This window comes from Actinomyces sp. 2119 (genome assembly GCF_003591215.1).
In the GTDB taxonomy this organism is placed as follows: Bacteria; Actinomycetota; Actinomycetes; order Actinomycetales; family Actinomycetaceae; genus Actinomyces; species Actinomyces lilanjuaniae.
Genome location: NZ_QYRR01000004.1, coordinates 97226 through 117642, shown reverse-complemented (window position 1 = coordinate 117642; position 20417 = coordinate 97226). Strand labels below are relative to the sequence as shown.

General features: G+C 68.5%; 18 protein-coding genes and 2 tRNA genes. 10 read left to right on the top strand and 10 right to left on the bottom strand.

Going from position 1 to position 20417, the window contains the following annotated elements; genetic code table 11:
* Nucleotides 1–20 precede the first annotated feature (20 nt).
* The 7 genes from D4740_RS05985 to D4740_RS05955 form a co-directional block, all read right to left on the bottom strand.
* Nucleotides 21–1337 (bottom strand): UDP-glucose/GDP-mannose dehydrogenase family protein, encoded by a 1317-nt coding sequence (locus tag D4740_RS05985; RefSeq protein WP_119836045.1) that lies wholly within the window; start codon nt 1335–1337, stop codon nt 21–23.
* Nucleotides 1322–2392, bottom strand: coding sequence for a phosphotransferase (locus D4740_RS05980; protein WP_162933890.1), 1071 nt, complete (start codon nt 2390–2392; stop codon nt 1322–1324). Before D4740_RS05980 ends, D4740_RS05985 begins: the two co-directional genes overlap by 16 nt.
* Nucleotides 2380–3594 carry an aminoglycoside phosphotransferase family protein gene (locus D4740_RS05975; protein WP_119836043.1) on the bottom strand — a complete coding sequence of 405 codons (1215 nt, stop codon included), beginning with the start codon at nt 3592–3594 and terminating at the stop codon, nt 2380–2382. Before D4740_RS05975 ends, D4740_RS05980 begins: the two co-directional genes overlap by 13 nt.
* Nucleotides 3591–5435: an ABC transporter ATP-binding protein gene (locus D4740_RS05970; protein ID WP_119836182.1), complete on the bottom strand. Its 1845-nt coding sequence runs from the start codon at nt 5433–5435 to the stop codon at nt 3591–3593. The genes D4740_RS05975 and D4740_RS05970 overlap by 4 nt, the downstream gene beginning before the upstream one ends.
* A 163-nt stretch (nt 5436–5598) precedes the next feature.
* Nucleotides 5599–6756 (bottom strand): glycosyltransferase family 4 protein, encoded by a 1158-nt coding sequence (locus tag D4740_RS05965; RefSeq protein WP_119836042.1) that lies wholly within the window; start codon nt 6754–6756, stop codon nt 5599–5601.
* Complete coding sequence (locus D4740_RS05960; protein WP_119836041.1) at nt 6756–7967, bottom strand: glycosyltransferase; 1212 nt, start codon at nt 7965–7967, stop codon at nt 6756–6758. Before D4740_RS05960 ends, D4740_RS05965 begins: the two co-directional genes overlap by 1 nt.
* Nucleotides 7964–9163, bottom strand: a complete 1200-nt coding sequence (locus tag D4740_RS05955; RefSeq protein ID WP_259390703.1) for a glycosyltransferase — start codon at nt 9161–9163, stop codon at nt 7964–7966. Before D4740_RS05955 ends, D4740_RS05960 begins: the two co-directional genes overlap by 4 nt.
* A gap of 444 nt (nt 9164–9607) precedes the next feature.
* Here D4740_RS05955 and nadD point away from each other — a divergent pair, with 444 nt between their 5' ends.
* The 10 genes from nadD to D4740_RS05905 all read left to right on the top strand — a co-directional run bounded on the left by nadD (nt 9608) and on the right by D4740_RS05905 (nt 17294).
* Nucleotides 9608–10291, top strand: coding sequence for a nicotinate-nucleotide adenylyltransferase (nadD, locus tag D4740_RS05950; protein ID WP_119836039.1), 684 nt, complete (start codon nt 9608–9610; stop codon nt 10289–10291).
* The gene (locus D4740_RS05945) at nt 10281–12095 is read left to right on the top strand and encodes a hypothetical protein (RefSeq protein WP_119836038.1); all 1815 of its coding nucleotides are present in this window, start codon (nt 10281–10283) and stop codon (nt 12093–12095) included. The genes nadD and D4740_RS05945 overlap by 11 nt, the downstream gene beginning before the upstream one ends.
* A gap of 26 nt (nt 12096–12121) precedes the next feature.
* Complete coding sequence (rsfS, locus tag D4740_RS05940) at nt 12122–12532, top strand: ribosome silencing factor (protein WP_119836037.1); 411 nt, start codon at nt 12122–12124, stop codon at nt 12530–12532.
* The gene (locus D4740_RS05935; protein ID WP_119836036.1) at nt 12529–13191 is read left to right on the top strand and encodes a histidine phosphatase family protein; all 663 of its coding nucleotides are present in this window, start codon (nt 12529–12531) and stop codon (nt 13189–13191) included. Before rsfS ends, D4740_RS05935 begins: the two co-directional genes overlap by 4 nt.
* A 138-nt stretch (nt 13192–13329) precedes the next feature.
* A tRNA-Ala gene (locus D4740_RS05930) sits at nt 13330–13405 on the top strand.
* A gap of 41 nt (nt 13406–13446) precedes the next feature.
* Nucleotides 13447–13519, top strand: a tRNA-Ala gene (locus D4740_RS05925).
* Between the two features lie 294 nt (nt 13520–13813).
* Entirely contained in the window at nt 13814–14749 is a 936-nt protein-coding gene (locus D4740_RS05920; RefSeq protein WP_259390693.1) for a hypothetical protein, read from the top strand.
* A 476-nt stretch (nt 14750–15225) separates the two neighbouring features.
* Nucleotides 15226–15417 carry a hypothetical protein gene (locus D4740_RS12705; RefSeq protein ID WP_147392854.1) on the top strand — a complete coding sequence of 64 codons (192 nt, stop codon included), beginning with the start codon at nt 15226–15228 and terminating at the stop codon, nt 15415–15417.
* Nucleotides 15418–15466: 49 nt separating this feature from the next.
* Entirely contained in the window at nt 15467–16153 is a 687-nt protein-coding gene (locus D4740_RS05910) for an ATP-binding cassette domain-containing protein (RefSeq protein ID WP_119836034.1), read from the top strand.
* Entirely contained in the window at nt 16128–17294 is a 1167-nt protein-coding gene (locus D4740_RS05905) for a hypothetical protein (protein ID WP_147392853.1), read from the top strand. The genes D4740_RS05910 and D4740_RS05905 overlap by 26 nt, the downstream gene beginning before the upstream one ends.
* Nucleotides 17295–17536: 242 nt before the next feature.
* Here D4740_RS05905 and D4740_RS05900 read toward each other — a convergent pair whose 3' ends face one another.
* Genes D4740_RS05900 through D4740_RS12700 form a run of 3 tightly spaced genes read right to left on the bottom strand, consistent with a single transcriptional unit; the run spans nt 17537 to nt 20413 of the window.
* The gene (locus D4740_RS05900; RefSeq protein WP_119836032.1) at nt 17537–18253 is read right to left on the bottom strand and encodes a class I SAM-dependent methyltransferase; all 717 of its coding nucleotides are present in this window, start codon (nt 18251–18253) and stop codon (nt 17537–17539) included.
* Nucleotides 18240–19898, bottom strand: a complete 1659-nt coding sequence (locus tag D4740_RS05895) for an ABC transporter ATP-binding protein (protein WP_119836031.1) — start codon at nt 19896–19898, stop codon at nt 18240–18242. The genes D4740_RS05900 and D4740_RS05895 overlap by 14 nt, the downstream gene beginning before the upstream one ends.
* Entirely contained in the window at nt 19895–20413 is a 519-nt protein-coding gene (locus D4740_RS12700; protein ID WP_147392852.1) for a hypothetical protein, read from the bottom strand. The genes D4740_RS05895 and D4740_RS12700 overlap by 4 nt, the downstream gene beginning before the upstream one ends.
* Nucleotides 20414–20417: the final 4 nt, after the last annotated feature.

The window sequence follows — 20417 nt, the reverse complement described above, 5'->3', positions numbered from 1 at the left end:
GCACACTCCCAACGTCAGCCCTAGCGCCCGACTCCCGTGTACTGCCACCCGGCCCCGCGCCAGGCAGCCGGGTCCAGGGCGTTGCGGGCGTCGATGACGACCTGGCGGGCCACGTGCGCAGCCGCCAGCGCGGGGTCGAGTCCCACGAACTGCTCCCACTCGGTGAGCAGCAGGACCAGCTCGGCCCCTTCCAACGCCGTGACCACGTCCTCCTCGCGCCTGACGTGAGGGTGGGTACGGGCCACCACGGGCAGGGCGTGGGGGTCGCAGACGGTGACCACGGCACCAAGGTCTGACAGGCGGGAGGCCACGTCCAGGGCGGGGGAGTCCCGCACGTCGTCGCTGTCCGGCTTGAAGGCCGCACCCAGGATGGTGACGGGTACGTCGCTGAGGTCCCCGCCCACGTGCTCCAGAGCCAGGTCCACCACCCGCGCCCTCTGGGCCTGGTTGACCGTGTCCACCGTCTCCAGGAGGCTGGCCAGGCCATCGGCGTCGTGGGCGCGGGCGGTTGCCCGCAGCGCCCTGATGTCCTTGGGGAGGCAGCCCCCGCCGAAGCCTACGCCTGCCCGCAGGAAGCGGTGCCCGATGCGGGCGTCATAGCCGATGGCCTGGGCCAGCACGGTGACGTCTGCCCCGGCCGCCTCGCACAGGCCCGCCATCGCGTTGATGAAGCTGATCTTGGTGGCCAGGAAGGAGTTTGCCGCGGTCTTGACCAGCTCGGCGGTGGCGTAGTCGGTGAGGATCTGCGGGATTCCCTCAGCCAGCAGGGGGGCGTAGACGGTGTCAAGGACCTGCTGGGCCTCGAGCGCCTCCTGAGGCTCCTCGGCAAGCCCGTAGACGATGCGGTCGGGGTGCAGGGTGTCCTGTACGGCGAAGCCCTCCCGGAGGAACTCCGGGTTCCAGACCGTGTGCGCCCGCCCGGCCAGACGCTCGCTGATCTCCCGGGCCGTACCTACCGGGACCGTGGACTTGCCGACGACCAGTGCCCTGTGGCCCTCGGGAAGAGCAGATCGCAGCAGCTCCACGGCTGAGCGCACCTGGGACAGGTCGGCCTGGCCCCCCTCAGCGGACTGGGGGGTGCCCACGGCGATGAAGTGGACCTCCACGGACGCTATCTCCTCCGGGGAGGGACTGGTGGTGAAGCGCAGGCGGCCGCCCTCTACCTGGGAAGTCAGCAACTCCGGTAGGCCGGGCTCGTAGAAGGGGGCCTCACCCTGTGACAGTGCAGCCACCCGCTCGGGGTCGGTGTCGATCCCCAGGACGTCGTGGCCCAGAGAGGCCATGGCGGCGGCATGGACGGCGCCGAGGTAGCCGCATCCGATCACTGACAGCTGCATGATGAGTTCCAATCGATGGTACGTGACGTGGACAGGGTATCTTCCAGGCGGCGCGACACCCAGGCAGGAAGCCAGGTGTGGGCCGCAGGTCTGAAGGCATGGACGAAGACCAGACGCAGGGCGGCGGCATGGCGGTACACCCGCAGCCTGGAGGCGCTGGTGGGAAGGGAACGGGCCAGGTCGTCGAGGAGGCCGCTGACCACCTGGAGGCCGTGCAGGCTCAGGCGGCCGTGGACGGTCATCAGCTCGAGGTGGGCCATGAGGTTACCCAGGTCGAGGGCGGGCTCGGCAAGCACGGGAGTGTCCAGGTCCAGGAGCGACGCCTCGGTGCCGTCCCACAGGACCTGGCCGTCGTGGAGGTCGCGGTGGGCGACGATGACTGCACCCGGGTCCTGCCCCAGCCCGGCGCAGGTGAGCTCGACCTCCTCCTCCAGGCGTGACAGGCTGGTGCCCTCTGGCAGGAGGGGCTCTAGCAGGCCGTGCCCGGCTGCCCGGTCGAACCAGCGGTGCAGTACCTGGGCCTCCTGACGGGGGCCGTGGACAGGAAGGTTCGCCCTGACCTGGGCCAGCGTGGCCCACGCCTGTGTCAGGTGCTCCCACCCGGCCAGGCCGTCGTCACCAAGGTCACTCAGGCTGCGCCCGGGAAGCAGCTCCAGGTCGACGTGACAGTCTGAGGAGTCTAGGACTCGGGCGGTGCGTAGGCCTGTGGCGGCGAAGGCGGTAGCCCCCACTGGGCTGGCCAGGGGCGTGGCCCGGCCCCGCCGCACCGCCTTGCGGACGCTGTCGGCTCCGATGGTGACGGCACGTCGGCCGTAGCGGTGCACCACCAGCGTCCCTGCCTCCGTGGGGGACAGGGCGGGCAGCGCGGGGTCCGTGCCGTAGGGGAGAAGGCGGACCTCTCCCTGGGCGCTCAGCTCGCCGGCCCTCAGGCGGTCCTCCTGGTCACGGCACTCGATACTGATGGCCCCGTCCCGTCCCGGCCAGGCCCGTCCCAGGCCGGGGACGGACCGCAGACGTTCCAGGGTGCCTGCCTGCCTGGGTGTTACTGGGTCCACGGGCCTTCCTCCTCCAGGTGGGTGAGCGTCTCGTCGATGTCCTGGCGCCATGTGGGGGCTCCCTGGCGCAGCGGCTCGGCCAGCCGGGACAGGCGGGCCAGGGCGAGTGCCGTGGCCAGCTCCTCCTCGCTGGGAACCGTGCCCCCGCCGTGGGCGTAGCCCGACAGGAAGGCCTGAGACATCCCGGGCGGGGCCACCGACAAGTAGGCACCCAGGTCCGTGGCCGCAGGAGCCAGACGGGCCCGGTCGAAGTCCGTCAGCCACACCTGGCCGGTGGACGGGTCGTGCAGGAACTGGTCGGGGGAGGCGTCGCCGTGCACCAGGAGGGGTGTCCCTGGCAGGCGGCAGGGCAGCGTGGCGCCCACGGACAGCACGCGTGCGGCCAGGTCCGGGGCCACGGCCTCTAGCACGCTGGCGTGCGCCCGGGCCAGGTCGTGGGGGCTGGGGTGTCCGTCGGGAAGCCGCTGCCGCAGCTGCGCGGGCAGTCGCGGGGTGCCCGCGTGCAGAGCGGCCAGGAGAGTCCCTGCGCGGTGGTGGTCTTCCGGCTGGCTGGAGGCGGCGAGGTCCTGGCGACCGCACCGCTGCTGGACGCTGACGTGACCCGGGTCCGCCTGCCCCAGGTCCTCCTCCAGCTCTGGGACGGGGACTAGGATGCCTGCAAAGCGATGGATATCTTGGAGCAGGAGGCCCTTGTCCGCCTCCCCGGCGCGTATCCTGACCACCGTGTGCTCCTGGCGGACCACCAGCCGACGGGCCGGGTTGTAGCGCAGCACGTCAGCAGGTTCCCAGGAGCCCACCGCTCCGTGGTGCAGGGCACGGTCCAGGTGGGGCAGGAGCCGGGGGTCGTCGGCCACCCGACCCACCAGCAGGACCAGCTTGCCGCCGAGGTTGGAGGTGGCGGCACTACGGCCTGTCCTGGCGAGCTGGCGCAGGGTCTTGCGCGCCTTGGATGCGGAGACGGGCCACAGGATCCTCGCCCAGCCGGTCGCGTGGCCTGTCCGGCGGTCCTCCAGGGACATCAGCATGGAGACCTCGGGCTTGACCCTGATGCGGCAGGCCCGCACGCGCCCTCCGGTGCGTGCGCTGAGCCAGTCGGCGTCCAGGACCCGCTCCAGGACAGCAGCCGTTGACGTGTCGGCCAGGGGCGTGTCCGCCGAGGAGGTAGATGCTAGGGAGGAGGACAGCCCGCTCGTCTTGCTCATGCTACGTCCTCCCTGCTGTGCGGCTGCGGCCCGTCCTGGGTGTCCTCTTCCTCCCCGTCCTGGGGGAGTCCCGGCCGCGCCATGGGCGGCGGGCTCTGCGTGCCTCCCTCCCACGCCCAGGCCCGGAAGGCCTGCGAGGACTCCAAGAGCTGGTCGGGACGGCCCGCCAGGCGGATGTGTCCGTCCTCGACCCACACCACCCGGTCGGCCCGCATGGCGACCTCCGGGTCGTGGGTGACGGTCAGGGTGGTGCGCCCGTCTACCAGCTGGTCGATGGCGTCGAGCACCAGGGTGGTGGAGGCAGGGTCCAGGCCGGTCGTTGCCTCGTCGAGGATGACCACCGGGGCATTGCGAAGCAGAGCGCGGGCGATGGCCACCCGTTGGCGCTGGCCGCCTGACAGTGTCCCGCCACGCTCGCCCACGACAGTGTCGTAGCCCTCAGGCATCTGGGTGATGAAGTCGTGGGCGTAGGCTGCGCGCGCGGCCTGCTCGATCTCCTCGTCGGTGGCGTCCTGCCTGCCCAGGCGGATGTTGTCACGGATCGACCCGGTTAGCAGGACCGCTTCCTGGTGGAGGACGGAGACCTGGGAGCGCAGGTAGGTCAGGTTGATCTCCTCCAGGGGGTGCCCGTCAAGGGTGACCTGTCCGCTGACGGGGTCCATGGCCCGGGTGACCAGGGAGGTCAGCGTCGACTTGCCCGACCCTGAGGGGCCTACCAGCACGACGTGCTGTCCCGGTGTCACCGTCAGGTCCACCCCGTGGAGCACCTCGGTGTCCTCGTAGGCGGCACGCACCGCTGAGAAGCGGATCAGGCCGCGTACCCGAGCCGGGGTCAGTCCCGGCTCGGGGGAGACGATGTCGGGGGTGATCTCCAGCAGCGTGGCCACCCTCTCCCCGGAGGCTGCGGCCCGGGCGATGCGCCCGGTGTACTTGGCCATGTCCCGCAGAGGCTTCATGGTGGTACGCAGGTAGGTGGTGAACAGCACCAGGTCCCCGGGGGACATGGCCCCGGCCAGGACCCTCATCCCTCCGCCAACCATGACCACGGCCGTGGCGACCCCGACGATGACGTCGGTGCTGCGCTCCAGCCTGGCGGCGATACGGCGGGAGCGGACCCCCTCAGTGAGCGACTTGGCGTTGGCGCCGGTGAACCGCTTCTGGATCAGGGGCTCCAGCCCGTAGGACTGGACCACCTTGATGGCCCCCAGGGCCTCCTGGGCGGTGTTGGCCAGGTGGCCCTCAGCCTTGCGTGAGCGCATGGAGGCGGAGGTGATGTGCCGGGAGGTCCCGGAGGACGTCAGGACAAAGGCGCCCACGGCCAGCACGACGACGACAGCCAGCAGCGGGTCCAGCACGACCATGACCACCAGCATCACCACCAGGGTCAGCAGGTTGGCGGCCAGCGGCATACCCGCTGTGACCGCTACTTCCTGCATCCGGTTGATGTCGGCGATGAGGCGCTGGACGGTATCGGCGCTGCGGTTACGGGCGTGGAACTGCTGGGACAGGCCCTGCACGTGGCTGAAGACCCGGGCTCGCAGGGCTGCTGCGGTGCGCGAGCCCACCAGGGCAAAGGCGACGGTGGCCAGGTAGCTGCACAGCGCCCTGGCGGAGACCACGGCCACCTGCAGCGCGCCCAGGCCCAGGAGCATGGGTAGTCCAGCCGGGGCCGTGCCTGTATCAGTCCCCAGGGAGGACACCACCGAGTCGATGACGATCTTCAGGGGCCAGGGCTCCAGCACCCTGAACCCGACCTCGGCCAGGAGGGCGACGATCCCGCCCAGCAGGAGCAGCCACATGGGCCTGGCGTCGCGCCACACCATCCTCAGGGTGCGCCGCATGGGGGCCGGGGTCTCCTCCTCCGCTGCCTGTGCCGACCCGGCCGTCTGCGCTTCAGACCGGGAGTCGTCGTGCTGACCACTGTGGGGAGCGCTGTCGTGCTGGGCGGCGTGCTGGGTGTTGTCGTCGCTGTCGCGCTCCGGGGTGCTGTCAGGTACTGGCTGCTCAGGCACGACCCACCCCCGCGGCGTCCAGGACGGTGGCGACCACGCCGGCCCACGAGTGGCGCTGCTCCGCCCGACGGCGTCCCAGCGCGCCCAGGTGGGCACGTCGGCCCGGGTCCGCGGCCAGGGCGTCGATGGCTTGCGCCAGGCTGTGGGGGTCCGAGGGCGGCACCAGGGTGCCCAGCCCCTCCAGCAGCTGGGGCACCTGCCCCACGGCCGAGGCTACGACCGGCAGCCCGCAGGCCAGGTACTCCAGGACCTTGAGGGGGGAGAAGTACTGGTACTCCTCCCCGCCCAGGTCCGGGTAGGGGGCCACCCCGATCGCCGACCCGGCCAGGTGGTCGGGCATGTCCTGGGGGGCGACGGCGCCGCGGAAGTCGACGTCCAGCCCCAGCTCGGCCGCCTGTGACCGCAGGGCCGACAGCTGGGGGCCGGAGCCGATGATCCTCAGGCTCCACGGGACCCGGGCCAGGGAGGCAGCCACGAGCAGGTCGCTCACCCCGTGCCAGGGCTTGAGCGTGCCCACAAAAGTCACCACCACCTGGTGGGGGTCCTCCGGCTGAGGCTGGATACGACGCACGCTGACGCCGTTGGGCACGGTCATGACCCGCCTGGTTCCCGCGCTGGCGTGACCGGGGCCGGCTGCTTGCGTGTGCCGCCGCACCCAGGCGGCGACCGGCTCCGAGACGCAGACGGTGGCCGAGGCCGTACCCACCTGTGCGGCAAGGACGTCCCAGGCGCGCTCCTGGTCCACTAGCTCGCGGTGCTGGCGCTGCTCCTCCACGAGGGGGGAGTTGACCTCTAGGACGCTGGAGACCGTCTTCGAGTCGGTGGCTACACGGGCCAGGGCGTCGCTGAACAGGGAGTAGCGTTCGTAGACCAGGTCGGTGCCGTCGGCGGTCACCATCTGGGCCACCTGCTCAGCCGCCCGGCCCTGCGCCTGCTCGCGCTCTACGGTGGTGGCTCCGGCCACCTCCACGGTGCGCACGGGCAGGTCCGTGAGGTCATCAGGCACGTGCTCACCCAGGCGCGCCGTGTAGAGGACGACGTCGTGGCCCAGGGCGCGCAGCTCGCGCAGGACCTCTTGGACGTGGACGGAGGCCCCCTTGGTCCCGAAGACGGGGATCCCGGGGTCCAGACAGATGTAGGCGACTCGCATCATGCTCCTCCCCAGCTGTCGGACTGCCAGGCTGACAGCGCTGCGGCCTGGTGGCGGGAGTCGAACTGCTCCTCAATGAGTGCCCGCGCGCCCTGCGCCAGCCTGAGGGTGTCGGTCGTGCCGTCAGCGATGCGGTGCAGCGCCCGGGCCAGCCTGCTGGGGCTGCCCGGCGGCAGCAGCACACCGGTCTCCCCGTCACGTACCACCTCCGGCAGGCCGGAGACGGCGGTGGCGACTACAGGGGTCCCCGAGGCCATCGCCTCCAGCACCACCGTGGGCAGCCCGTCGATATTGCCGTCCTCGGCCTCGACGCACGGCGCGGCGAACACGTCGCAGCGTGACAGCAGGCCCCGGACCTCGGCCTGGGTCATCGGCCCGAGCAGGCGCACCTGGCCGCTGAGGCCTAGCTCGGTGACCTGAGCCTCAAGGCTGTCGCGCTCCTCCCCGTCGCCGGCGATGTCCAGCTGGACCGGGACCGAGGCGTCGGCCAGGAGCCTGACAGCGTCCACCAGGTCGGCAAACCCTTTCTTGGGGACCAGGCGGCCCACGGCAGCGACCTGGAGGGGCACGGTCGGCCGGGTCGGGGGTGAGTAGGGGAAGCGCTCCAGCTCCAGGGCGTTGTAGCGCAGGGAGACCGTCGCGCCTGTGCCCGCCAGGAGAGTACGCAGGTGGGCCTCGTTGTACTGGCTGATGGCGATGACACGTGAGGCGTCGGTGCACACCCGGCGCAGCCACTGGGGGTCCACCGAGCTGTGGTAGATGTCCTTGGCGTGGGTCGTGACCGTGTAGGGCACACCGGTCAGGGTGGAGGCAATCCAGGTGACGCGGGCGGACAGGGAGGCGAAGTGCGCGTGCAGGTGGGTGATGCGGTCGGCACGTACCCTGCTGGCCAGCTCGACGCCCTGCGCCACCTCGTCTCCGGGCAGGGTTGCCAGGACCGGCATGATCCGGGCGAAGCGCTCCCGCTCCTCCTCGTCGGTCAGACAGCCGGTGAGCTGGGCCCACATGTCGCTGGCCTTGAGCGGGCGGCTCACCCACTGCACCCTGGCCCGGACCCTGGCGATCTCGGGGTGGAAGCGTGCGTCCGTGGTGGGACGCAGCGCGTAGATGGACAGGTCGTCCCCCAGGGCCTCACGGGCCAGGATCTCCGTGACGACGAAGGTCTCGGAGAAGCGGGGGTAGACCTTGAGGACGTAGCCGATGCGCTTCATGAGGCACGAGCTCCTTCTGCTGGTAGGGTCGAGGTGCGCACGAGCCTGTCCCGGCGTGTCGGTGTGGCCAGGAGGGAGGCAGCCAGCCGGGGCACGGTGTCCAGGCCGTCCAGGTCGAGGTGCTCACGGTCCTGCCGACCCTCCACGGCCCCGGCGGCCCACCGGCTCAGGGCCTCGGGGGTCAGGGTGCCCAGCTCTAGGTGCTCCACCGCACCGACCCGTGACAGCGCTCTGGCACGGATGACCTGCTCCTGACGGGGCACCTCGCGGGGAACCAGCAGCGCCGGGGTGGAGGTGGCCAGGATCTCACAGACAGTGTTGTAGCCTGCCATGGCGATGACGGCGGCGGCCTCAGCGATGTGGTGGCTCATTCCTGGCAGTGAGCGCCGCACCTGGGTCCGGGGGCCGGCCGAGTCCTCGGCCTGCCGCAGCTCCTTCTCGCTCATCTGGGGGCCGGCGACGACGATGTGATCGTGGCCCGGGGGCGGGGTCATGGACACGGCAGCCCGAAGGAGCGCGTAGCCGTCCGAGCCACCGCCCACCGTGGTCAGCACGAACGGGCGGTCAGCGTGCTCGGGACGGGCCTCCACGGCCTGCCGTCCGTGAGCCAGGTAGCCGGTGAAGAGCACACGGTCGTTGAGCGCCCAGGGGCTCTCACTGGTGGCGACGATGTTGTGGACCTCCGGGTCGCCGTACACCCAGATCTGGTCGATCAGGCGCCTCATCTGGGAGGCCGGGCCCAGGCTGTCCCACTCGCGGGCCATGGTCCGAGGGGTGTCGAGGACCTCACGCAGCCCGAGGACCACGCGGGCGGAGGGGCGCTCGCGGCGCAGCACACGCAGCGGCTCCCGCAGCTCGTGGCGCACCCCGTAGGGATGTCTGTCGATGATGAGCAGGTCCGGGGCGAAGGCCGTAAGTGCCGCACCCAGCATCTGGGAGCGCAGCTGGCCCAGGTGGCTCCTGGTGATGCGCAGGTGGCGAGGCTGGTAGCCGCTGCTCGACTTGGCCACACCTGGCAGGACGAGCCAGTCGAAGCCGGGTGGCAGGGTGTGGTCCTCGGCTGGTGGCAGTCCGGTGACCACCATGCCGGTGACCTCCTGGCCGGTCAGGCCGGGCAGCAGCCGGGCCAGGTGGTGAGCCAGTGCCAGGTTGCGCCTGAGGTGGCCCAGGCCCTGGGCGTCGTGGCTGTAGAGCATCACCCTGGTCGGTGCGGTGGCCGCGGCTGGCACGGTGGTCGCGACCGCTGTCTCTGCAGACGTCACGGCTGGTGCCGCTGTCGCCGTCGTGTGTGGCATCGTCGTGCTTCTCTCCCTCGTTGTCTTCCCGTCGGGCAGGTCCGCCCGCCCGCTGTCAGACAGGCAGGGGACGTTCATGAGACAAGACTGGCAAGGCCGGGCGAGACCACGATGAGGGGCAGATGAGAAAGCTCTTATCTTTAAGTAAATCGAGATTGTGTTATAAGGCCTATGAGATTTGGGTAAGGGGAACTGTGTGATCCGCACGCCTGGGCCGATTCGCTCCGGGCGTTGCGAAGGCCCACAAGTGGTACGCCCCATGGCAGTATGTCCAGCAGCTGCACGTACCCGTACCGGAAGAGGAGAGGCAGACGTGACCGCCAGTAGCGACGCGAGGCGCAGGGTTTGAGCGCGCCTGAACGCCCGCTGCGCATCGGCGTCATGGGCGGAACCTTCGACCCGATCCACCACGGTCACCTCGTGGCCGCCAGCGAGGTCCAGAACGTCTTTGGCCTGGACGAGGTCCTCTTCGTCCCCACCTGGGCGCAGCCCTACAAGCGGGACAGGCGCGTTTCCCCGGCGGAGCACCGTTACCTCATGACGGTTATCGCCACGGCGTCCAACCCGCGCTTCACCGTCTCCCGTGTGGACATCGACCGGGGCGGTACCACCTACACCATTGACACCCTCCACGACATCGGGGCGGAGTACCCGGGAGCGGAGCTGTACTTCATCACGGGTGCGGACGCCCTGGCGCAGATCCTCACCTGGAAGGACAGCAGGGAGATCTTCGACCTGGCGCACCTGGTCGGCGTGACCAGACCAGGCCATGTCCTGACAGGCTCAGGAGTGCCTCGGGACCGTATCTCCCTGGTGGAGGTGCCCGCTATGGCCATCTCGTCAACCGACTGCCGCCAGCGGGTCAGCCGGGGAGAGCCCGTGTGGTACTTGGTCCCGGACGGCGTCGTGCAGTACATCCGGAAGTACGGGCTCTATCGTATGGCTCTGCGTTCGTCGTCGACGACGTCGATGACGGCGCGGGTAGCCCGCGAGCAGTCCCTGAGGAAGGAGAACGACGGTGAGCACTGACCAGACCGGCGTCAACAGCCCTACGTCAGACGATACGACGCAGGACACGCGGCGGGCTCCACGTAGCAGCCGACGTGCCATCCGCCAGGCGGAGAGGGCTGCCGAGCGGGAGGCGATCCTGACCGGACAGCAGCCGCTCCTGACCCGTCGTGAGATGCGGCGCCTGCGGGAGGAGGCCAAGGCGCTGCAGGCTGCGGTCGAGGCGGGTGAGATCACCGAGGAGCAGGCCCGCGCCCTCCAGGACCCGTTGGCGGAGCAGTCGGCTGTTGAGGACCGTGCCCAGGCTGCTGGCAGTGGTCTGGCCAGTACAGCGCCTGAGGAGGGATGGGACCCCCAGGAGCAGGCCGTTGCGGCAAGCCAGTCCGTCGCAGGTGCTGCGGAGGCGGTAGGCACCCGGGACGCCTTCCAGGACGCCGACGCTGAAGCTGCGGCCGGGGCGCCACAGGTCCCGGGGGACGGCGCCTCCGAGGGCTCCGGGGGTCATCCAGGCTGGTTCGACCTGGCCTCTCCCACGACGTCTACGTCCTCGGGGGCGGGAGCAGGTCTCCAGGAGGCGCGCTCGCAGGGGCAGGACGGCGACCCCGCCACCCTGGGCGGTGCTGCCGACCAGGACCCCGCTGCGGAGGACTCGCCCAGCTGGCGGGCGCTGACGGCTGACGAGGCGGTCGCCCTGTCGGAGATCCCTACGGGGCTCATGGATGCCGTCGATCTGCCGATCGCGGTCGAGGGGCAGTGGTCCGTGCCGGAGGAGGACTCGGGTCCGGCACCGGTCCCGGCACGGGCTTCGCTGCGCGAGCGGCTGGAGACCGGTCAGACGCCGATGGTGCCCGGGACGGGACCGGCTTCTAGCGGCTATCCTGCCGGTGCTGACGACGACAGTGCGTCGGCTCCGAAGGCGGCGGTCGGTGTCAGCCCAGGGGGCGCCGCTGCCCAGCCTGCCTTGGACGCTGCCGCCTGGCAGGGGCCGTCCCAGGGCGGTCAGGACGAGGGGGTCAGTGAGGACGGCACTGAGCGCTACGGAAGCTATGGCGGCTACGGTAGCTCTCATGATGACGATGGTGAGGCTTTCGACGGGTCCGCGGGTCCTGCTGGTACCCCTGCCGGGTCCGACGCCTCCGCCGGGCACCGGGGCGGGACTGCGGCGTCCTCGGCCCAGCCGACGGGGGACGACGAGCAGGGACAGCCTGCAGGCGCAGCCTCCGCACCCTCCTCGGCGGTGCGCCGTCCTATCGTGCGGATCCCTGCAGCAGCCCAGGGTGTGCGCACGGTCAACGCCTCCACCGGTGAGCTCAGCGCGGTGCAGCCGGTAGGCTCGGGCGAGGAGGCCGGGCAGCAGCCAGCAGGCGACTCGTTCCCGGTCGCGGACGCGGCTACCTTTGAGGACGAGACCAGTGTGATTCCCGCGGACATCTCCGCGGAGTTCGAGGACGACGCGCCCCAGTGGCCCTCACTGCGCCAGGACGCCTCTGCCGCCGGAGCTGCCGCGGGCCAGCCAATGAGTCCCTACAGTCTCCCCGACCAGCCCGGCACCGAGAGAGCGCAGGAGACTGCGGTGGGTGCCTTCACCTCCACCGAGTGGGACACTGTCGCCGCGCCTCGCAGCGCTGTCGCCCTGGAGGACTCCTCGGCGCAGCGCTCCTCGCCGACAGGGCGGATCCTGCTGATCGCCCTGATCGTCCTGGTGGTCGCCCTGGTTGTGGCCGCAGTAGTCTGGTTTGTCATGTCTCAGACAGGGGGCAGCTCCGAGGCCGCAGGGCCTACGGTGCTGGTGGAGACGACCGCAGGTGCCAGTCGGCTCTTGTGATCCCCGGAGGAGGAGAAAGGAGATCCGTGCCAGCCAGCGCCAGTGACTATGCCGTGGGGCTGACCCGCACCGCAGTACGTGCCGCAACCGATCGTAAGGGGTACGGGGCGGTTGCCATTGATGTCTCCCAGCGCCTCGGCCTGACTGACGTGTTTCTTGTCCTCACGGCTTCCAACAACCGGCAGGTGCGTGCGGTCGTCGATGCTGTGGAGGAGGCTATGCACGGCGCGGGTGCGGTGCGCCGCGCCCGGGAGGGCCTGAGTGAGGCCCGGTGGGTCCTGCTTGACTACGGTGACCTGGTTGTCCACGTGCTCCAGGAGCGGGACCGGGAGTTCTACGGCCTGGAGCGCCTGTGGAAGGACTGCCCGCTCATCGCGCTGCCCGACGACGCGGGACCGGGTCTGGACGCGGTACCAGGGTCCGAGGAGCAGGGGTGACCGAGGTCGTCCTGTGGCGCCACGGCCAGACCGACTACAACCTGTCTGGGCGTGTCCAGGGGCAGGTGGACGTCCCTCTCAACGAAACCGGTGCGCAGCAGGCGCGCCAGGCCGCTGCTGCTGTCGCCGCCCTGGGTCCCACCCGTATCGTCTCCTCGCCGCTGGGTCGCGCCTGGGCTACGGCACAGGCCCTGGCCCAGGAAGTAGGCCTGCCCGTGGAGACCGAGGACAGGCTCGCGGAGCGCTCCTTCGGGCAGTGGGAGGGGCTCACCCGCGAGCAGATTGAGGCAGGATGGCCCGAGCAGTACCGCCGCTGGCGGGAGGGTCGTGACGTGCCTGAGGTGGGTGTGGAGACGAGGGGGCGGGTCGCCCGGCGCGTCGGCGAGGCCGTTGCCGAGCTGGCGGGGCCTGGTCGCGAGGAGACGACTGACGGGGGCGTGGCCGACGGGAGCACGGATGGTGGGGGAGTGGTCGTGGTGGTCTCGCACGGCTCGGCCACTCGTCTGGGTACCTGCCACCTGCTGGGACTCGACCCCGTGACGTGGTTCGGCCTGCGTGGCATGGGCAACGGGCACTACGCGAGGCTGCGGACCCAGGACCGTGAGCCCGGGTGGGCGGTCCTGGGCTGGGACCTGTTCCCGCAGGTGCACCAGGCGTGAGCACCCTGGGACTGGGAGCACTGAGAGCTCGGTGGCGGCAGCCGGGGGCTGAGAGATAGGCCATACCAGGCGGATTTGCCTGACGGGCCTTGCCTTCATACAGTTGCCTGTGTCGCCCGTGTGGGTGGGCGTCCCGACGGGGCTATGGCGCAGTTGGTAGCGCGCTTCCATGGCATGGAAGAGGTCGGGGGTTCGAATCCCCCTAGCTCCACCACCTGTGGTATCTGGCCCTGCGTAGGGGCTGCTGCGGGTGTCGGGGCTATGGCGCAGTTGGTAGCGCGCTTCCATGGCATGGAAGAGGTCAGGGGTTCGAATCCCCTTAGCTCCACCCACGGGGGTCAGGCCGGGCTGGTGCGCCCGGCCTTATGTGTGTGACGGCCGGGGTACGCTCCCCGTGCGGGCCCGGCGCAGGGCGGCACGACCAGAAGGTGCCGGGACCGGGACACCGCCTGGACCGCAAGGTTCTTACACCCGGGGCTGACCGCCTGAGACGGGCTCCATGTCCACATCACGGACCAGGGCTAGAAAGAAACGACCGCTGAGGGTAGCCTCACCTCCAGGTCGGGGCCACCGGCCAGGGCGGCCGTGCCGCCACGCCAGGACACGGCAGGAAGGCACTCGTGTGACGTCACCCCAGGCTGGCAGCGCCAAGGCTCCCCACATCGACGACCGCACCCGCCGTACCGCCCGCAGGCTCCTGTCCGGTGCGGGCAGCGCGGCCGTCACGGCCTATCGTATTGACCCCTCCGCGCCCTCGACCTACGTGGCCCACGCCCTGAGCAAGGACGGGCGCGTCCTGGTGGCTGCCTGCCCTGCTCCCGGATCACCCCTGGCGGTGGTCCCGGAGGCCTCCTCCACCGAGGTGCGGGTAGACATTACCCTGGACGCCGCTGAGCCGGGCGTGCGCATCACCGCAGCCACAGCCCACCTGCTGGGCCACCTCACCTGGGTGAGCGCGGAGGAGGCCGCCGGTGTCCTGGGCTCGGCGTGCACCCCTGCCTGCCGCTGCGCGATCACGGGGGAGGACCCCCTGGAGCGGCTCGCCCAGGTGGCGGGCGCACCCGGCGGGCGCCTGGGGATCGTCACCACCGAGCGCGTCATGCTCCACTGCGTCACCGGCGTGTCCAGCCACACGGTGTCGGAGGTCCTTGGTGTCGAGGCGGCTGGAGGGACCGCTGCAGCCCACAGCGTCTCAACGCATCCTACGCATCCCGCCTCGGGGGCGTGGAACGCCCAGGAGGTCCTGGCCGCCCACGAGGCCGTCAGCGCCGTGGGGCAGCTCGGGCTGCGGGCCGTGTGCGACGCGGTCCGCCAGGGGGAGGCTCACGGGTGGGTGTGCTCCAGCCGGCCTTCCGTCGGCGTGTGCGCCAGCCTGTGGGACCGCATCCTGTGCGTCGACGTCGACATGCACGGAGCCACCCTCATGCACATCACGGGTGAGGAGGTCACCACCCTGGTGGTTGCCTTCTCCGAACCGCTCCAGGCGGCTGCCGAGGCCGGGCAGCACCTGGAGCAGATGGCCGCCGAGCTCCTGCCCCGGCGCCTGGCACGCCCCTGACGGCGGCACCATCCCCTGGTGGCGGCGCCATGATGGGGTGGCGTCGGCGGACAGCCGTACTTCTATAGCTCTTGGGGCTGGGCCGGTCATGCCCCGGGAGGTGGTTGTGACCCACCAAGGGCGCGTCACCGCAGTATTCAGGAGCCAGACAGACACTTACTATATTTTTCCCAAATATGGCTGACCTGTGTGAGACGGAGACTTTTGCCCGCCATCGCGCGATTACCACCCAGATTAAGTTCGTCGGTGACTTGACGGCGAAACAGGATCCTCCTAGCCTTCTTGGGGAGGTGCCCTGAACCGCACCCCAGTCAGATCATTCGTGCAGGTGCCGATCTGAGAGGTGGGTTAAGGTATCGGCATGCCGCTTGAGCCAGCAGTTGTTCCTGACTGGAAAGGGCGTGCGGTATGCAACCTTTCCGCAGCCTGCTTTGTCCGCGGTCCTGCCCCTGGCGTTGAACTGGAAGGTGAGTATCGTGCCCAGGATTAAGCAGGCCACACCCGTGCGTCTCATCGTGTGGCTGGTTCTTGGTGCAGCCCTTGTGGCGCTCTCGATAAGGAGTTTTATAATTCAGGATACCGTGACGGGGGTTGCCTCTATGGCTGGGGGTGTTCTCTTTGGCGGAGTTGCTGTATTGCAGATCATCCAGGGTCGGCGTCAGAAGTAGGCGGACGTCAGTTATACGTCCCGCTTAAGGGGGAGTCCGAGTGAGCCACATGTTGGAGGTCGAGCACCTCAGCGCCTGGTATGACCGGAAGAACCCGGTGGTGCGGGACGCCTCGTTTGGTATCAGCCCTGGTGAGGCTGTGGGGCTCATCGGTGTCAATGGTGCTGGCAAGACGACGATGCTCAAGGCGCTGTGCCACGCGCACCGGGGCTGCTCGGTGGGGGCGCTGCGCTACCGGGGCAGGCCGGTGACACCGGCCACGGCCGCGTTCAAGCGTCAGCGCTACCTCGCCCTGGCCGAGGACTCCTCGTTCCCGACCTGGTCCCTGGACACGTTTGTCCGCTTCCTCGGCAGAGCCTACGGGGCGCGCAGACGGGCGCGGTTGCTTGACGAGCTGGTCGAGGGCTTTGACTTCGGCCGCTACCGGGGCGCGCCCTTTGCGAGCCTGTCCAGCGGATCGCGCAAGAAGGCCAGCCTCATCGCAGCCTTTCACGCCCAGGTAGACATCCTCCTCCTGGACGAGCCGGTCGACTTCCTGGACTTCTCCGCCACGGAGTACCTCTACCAGCGCATACTTGCCGCGAAGGAGCACGGGCAGGCCGTGCTGCTCAGCTCCCATATCGCGGAGTCGTTCACGCGGTGCACCTCCCGTCTGCTCGTCCTGTCCTCCGGCTCGCTGTCCGCCCCCGTTCCCACCCCTGCTGACTCCCGTGACGTCGCCTCACTCATCGCCTAGCGCCTCGCCCCGTCCGCTGCTTGGCACTTCGCCCCGCTCGCTACCTGGCGTCGTCGCCGTCGAGGCAGTCGTCGGCCAGTTCCTGGGGCGGCGCACCCTGGTGTCCGGGATGGTCCTCACAGCGGTCGCGGCCTGGGCGGGGTCCCAGCTGGGACGCCAGGGGGAGGGACGCCTTGTCACCACGGGTGTCCTTCTGGCGACCGCCGGGACGGTGTCCTCCATCGCCTGGACGTGGGTCCTCAGCACACGCTGGACCACCATGGCGCTGCTGCCGGTGCGTTCCAGGGACCTGGCCCGCGCCGTCTACCTGGTGGGCACACTCGTCATGCTCATCGAGGTGACTGCTCCTGCGGCCGCCTTCATGCTGACAGGCCTGGGTGCCTCGTACACCACCGTCGTCGTGACGGCCTGCCTGGGCCTGGGGGCTGCGCCCCTCGTCATCCTGCTCTGGAGCGCGACGTCCTCCTGGCACCGGGTCGGGGCCGGTGCCACGCTGGTGGCAGTCATGGTCGTGGTGGTCCGTGCGGGTCCTGCCTACGGGGCCGCCACGGCACTGGTCGCGGCTGGGCTGTGCCTCATCACCGGCCCGGAGGTCGGCACTGACAGGCCCCGGCAGCCCAGGGCAGGCCGCCTCGCGAGGTCCTCCCTGGTCCTGGGCGAGCTCCTGCGCTCTGCCATGACCCAGGTCAACTCGCTCGTACTCCTCGGGACCGGGACACTGCTCAACCTGGCCCTCCAGCGTCACGGCTCGCCCTGGCTGCCCGGTTGCCTGCTCGTGGTCATCAACACTCCGCTGAGCTCGTACTTCTCCAGGCACCCCAGCACCTGGCTTACGGTCAGGGTCTGCCCCCGGACCTGGCTGTCCTACTGGCGGTTCGGCGCCCAGCTCGCCGTCTTCTACGCAGCCTGCGCCACCGCTGTGACGCTCGCTCCAGGCTGGTCGCCCCGCACTCCCGCCAACCTGGCCGCAGCCCTGATGGCTGCCGTGGCGGCCGCTGGGACCGCTGCTGCCATGGAGATGTACTGGCCGTTCACGGACTGGAAGTCGCAGCGTGAGGTGCTGCGCCACCCCCGCAAGTATCTTCCCGCTGTCGCGGCGCTTGCCGCGGCGGGCTGCGGCTGGCTCCTCAGCGCCATCTGATCCGGGCACGGACAGGAAGCGGAGCGCCGGGTTGCTTGCCGACCAGTTGCTGCCACTGCTACCACGATGGTGCGGGCCCACCGTGCCCTGCGTCGACAGCCGGGCCCGATCTTAGTGGGACGGCGCTAGGAAAAACGAGTGCTGGAGGTGTCCGGACCGATATTCTCGATACTTGCCGCTATTCTAGCACAGTTCTTCCCATCCTGTCAGGTCTGGTGCATAGTCAACGGTGATACGGGTGATCAGGAGTCGATGTTGGACGCCTGAAACAGCAGCCAATCAAAAGGGAGGTCTTCCGGATGCATCTCGTCGACGAGTTTAAATCCTGCTGCTCCGATGCTTTCGGCGACCTGTGGATAGTCGGGCAGAAAAACCTGCTCGCTAAATTCGAGGACGCCACCTTCATCCAGGGCGATGTGCGTATGTACTGTCAGAATATCTCCGTCAAGCTGCCCTTTGGTGTATCCAGTGAACCCTGCTTCGTTCGTAAAATTGACCTGCCCCATCTCCACGAATGATTCATATATATCGCGAGCATAATACTCTACTATAAACCATGCTTGGGGCAGCAGCGCTTCCCGAACATGCGCGGCTGCGGCGGTGAGCGCAGGACTGTCAGGAACACAGGCTAAAGACCCGCATGCGGCTATTGCCGCGCTAAAGTTATTAGCGACTGGCAGCGGTCTGGAGAAGTCTCCTTGCAATAGTGTCACATTGGGTGGCAAGTCGCCCGCCATGGCCAACATATGCGGGGACAACTCGACACCGATTACGCTCTCAGCCAGATCGCCCATGACCTTTGCTACACGTCCTGTGCCTGCGCCAATATCAAGTACCCGCCTGCCGGAAAGTTCCTCAGCGAATTCGGAAATAAGCCTGTCTGCTGTTTGCTCACCTCCTACGATGGCGTCGTGTACCGACGCGTAGGCAGCGTTATAGTCCGTGTTAGCCGTCGGCATGGGTGTTTTCCTCCTGTGATTCTGGTGCCAACCGTTGCAGCCCGACGTGGCTGGGGAATCGCTCAAGAAGAGTCTCGTCGTGGGTGATGAGGAGTACCAGCGAGGAGTCGGCAAGGCGGGCGATCTCCTCACTGACCAAGGTCTTTGTCCGCGCGTCAAGATTTGCTGAGAACTCGTCGAGGAGGGCGACAGGTGGGCGCCGCAGGAGCACGTGCATGACGAAGAGCAGCTGCTTCTGCCCGCCGGACAGCCCCACGCCCTCGGCCCCGATGACGGAGTCCAGGCCGTCGGGAAGGGATATGAAGAAGTCCTGGGCGCCGAGGCGCTCGGCGAGGGTGAGGATCTCCTCGTCGGAGAAGGCCTGTCCCAGGCAGATGTTGTCACGCACGGTGACACTCAGGGCGTCGCGCTCCTGCGTCAGGAGGAGGACCTCCTGACGTACCCGCAGAGCGGTCTGCGGTGAGACTGCGACGTCGTTCCACGTGACTGCCCCCGAGGTCGGCAGGCGCAGGGCGCTGAGCAGGCTGAGCAGAGTGGACTTGCCAGACCCGTTGTCACCGACCAGGCAGTAGGTGCCCGGGCCGGTCAGCGTGAGGTCTCCGACGCGGATCGTCTCGCCGCTGGGATAGGTGTAAGCCGCATCTCTCGTTGCCAGCCGGGTAGGGGAGAGTGCATGGGGCGAGGGAGAAGCGGGGGAGGGCTCCGGGGGCAGCGTGGACTCCAGGGTGCGCAGCCTCTCCCAGGAGGCGTCTGCCTCACGCAGGTCCCCCAGGGCGATACCCAGGGAGACGAGCGGGGAGACCATGTAAACCAGGTAGAGGAAGTAGGCCACCAGGGCGCTGGTCTCCAGATCGCCCCGTGTGACCATGTACCCGCCGGCCAGCAGGACGCCTACTAGGCCGAGCTGGGTACCGATGTTGACCACCGGCAGGATGAGGGAGGAGTACCCGACGAGCCTGTTACCCAGATAGCGGGCGTCACCGGCACGCGCCCCCAGCTCTCCGGCCGCCCAGCGTTCGGCAGTGAGGGCCTTGAGCGGCATAAGGTTGTAGAGCACCTCGTACAGGAACGAGGAGTAGCGGGCCTCAGCCACGCGCGACCTGGCGGCCACCTGGTTGAGCCTGCGCAGGACAACAAGCAGGAGCAGGCCAAAGACGACCAGCAGGGCCAGCAGTCCCAGGGTGAGGGGCCAGCTGGTCACCAGCATCCCCGACAAGCAGAAGATCACCACCAGGGCGGAGCCGACGATATCCGGATAGGTAGAGAAGTAGGGCTGCTGTGCACTGGGAATGTCCTCGACCAGGCGGTTGTTGAGATCACCCCGGTCGTAGGACGATGACTTCGAGTAGGGAGCCTCCAGCACGCGGCGCGCCAGATGGTTGCGCAGGTTGAGCACGAAGCGCTCCGAGGCTAGCCCGAAGAGGAGTCGGCTGCTTGTCGATGCCAGGGCGTCAGCGGCGAAGGCCGCAGCCAGAGCACCCAGGAGTGCTGCGGGAAAGCCCCCGCTGTCAAGAAACGAGTCCGTCACCCGGCCCACTAAATAGGGCTGTGCGGCCGTTGTCACTGACCCGATGAGAGTTCCTGCGATACCGAAGGCGTACCAGAGACGCACGCCCTGGAACCCGTGGTGTCTCAGCGAGGTCACATGACCTCCTCGAACTGCCGAGGTTTAAAAACAGCGTCATATCGTGGCAGTAGTTTGTCTTCGTATCCCGCGCTGTGGGCTATCATGAGTTGGAACATATCTGCTCCTGAGGGACGTTCAATTCTGGCCTTTACAAAGGAGTGAAGTAAGTTTCTGCAAGCGATGTACTCCTTTTCGTATAGCCCATCATGAAGCCCCTGCAAGGTGCTGTAGATATCGAGCACCCCCTTGTTTAGCCTAGATTCCCTTGAGATAAAACTACGGAGCAAACTAGGCCTATATTCTGGAAGAACCCGCCTCCAGGCTGACCAAATGCCTGAAGAAGAGTCTCTGATCCGATATAGGAGGACAACATCTTCAATACCGGGATTAGGCGCAAAGAACTTCCAGTTCGGGATAAGAAAGTTATTGGCTAATGAACCGCCGAGGCGTCGTATCCTCGTATAGGAGTCATCAGGATATTGTGCTGCTGCACTGATCAAGAACCATGCGGTGAAAACGATGGTTGCCGTCACTCTT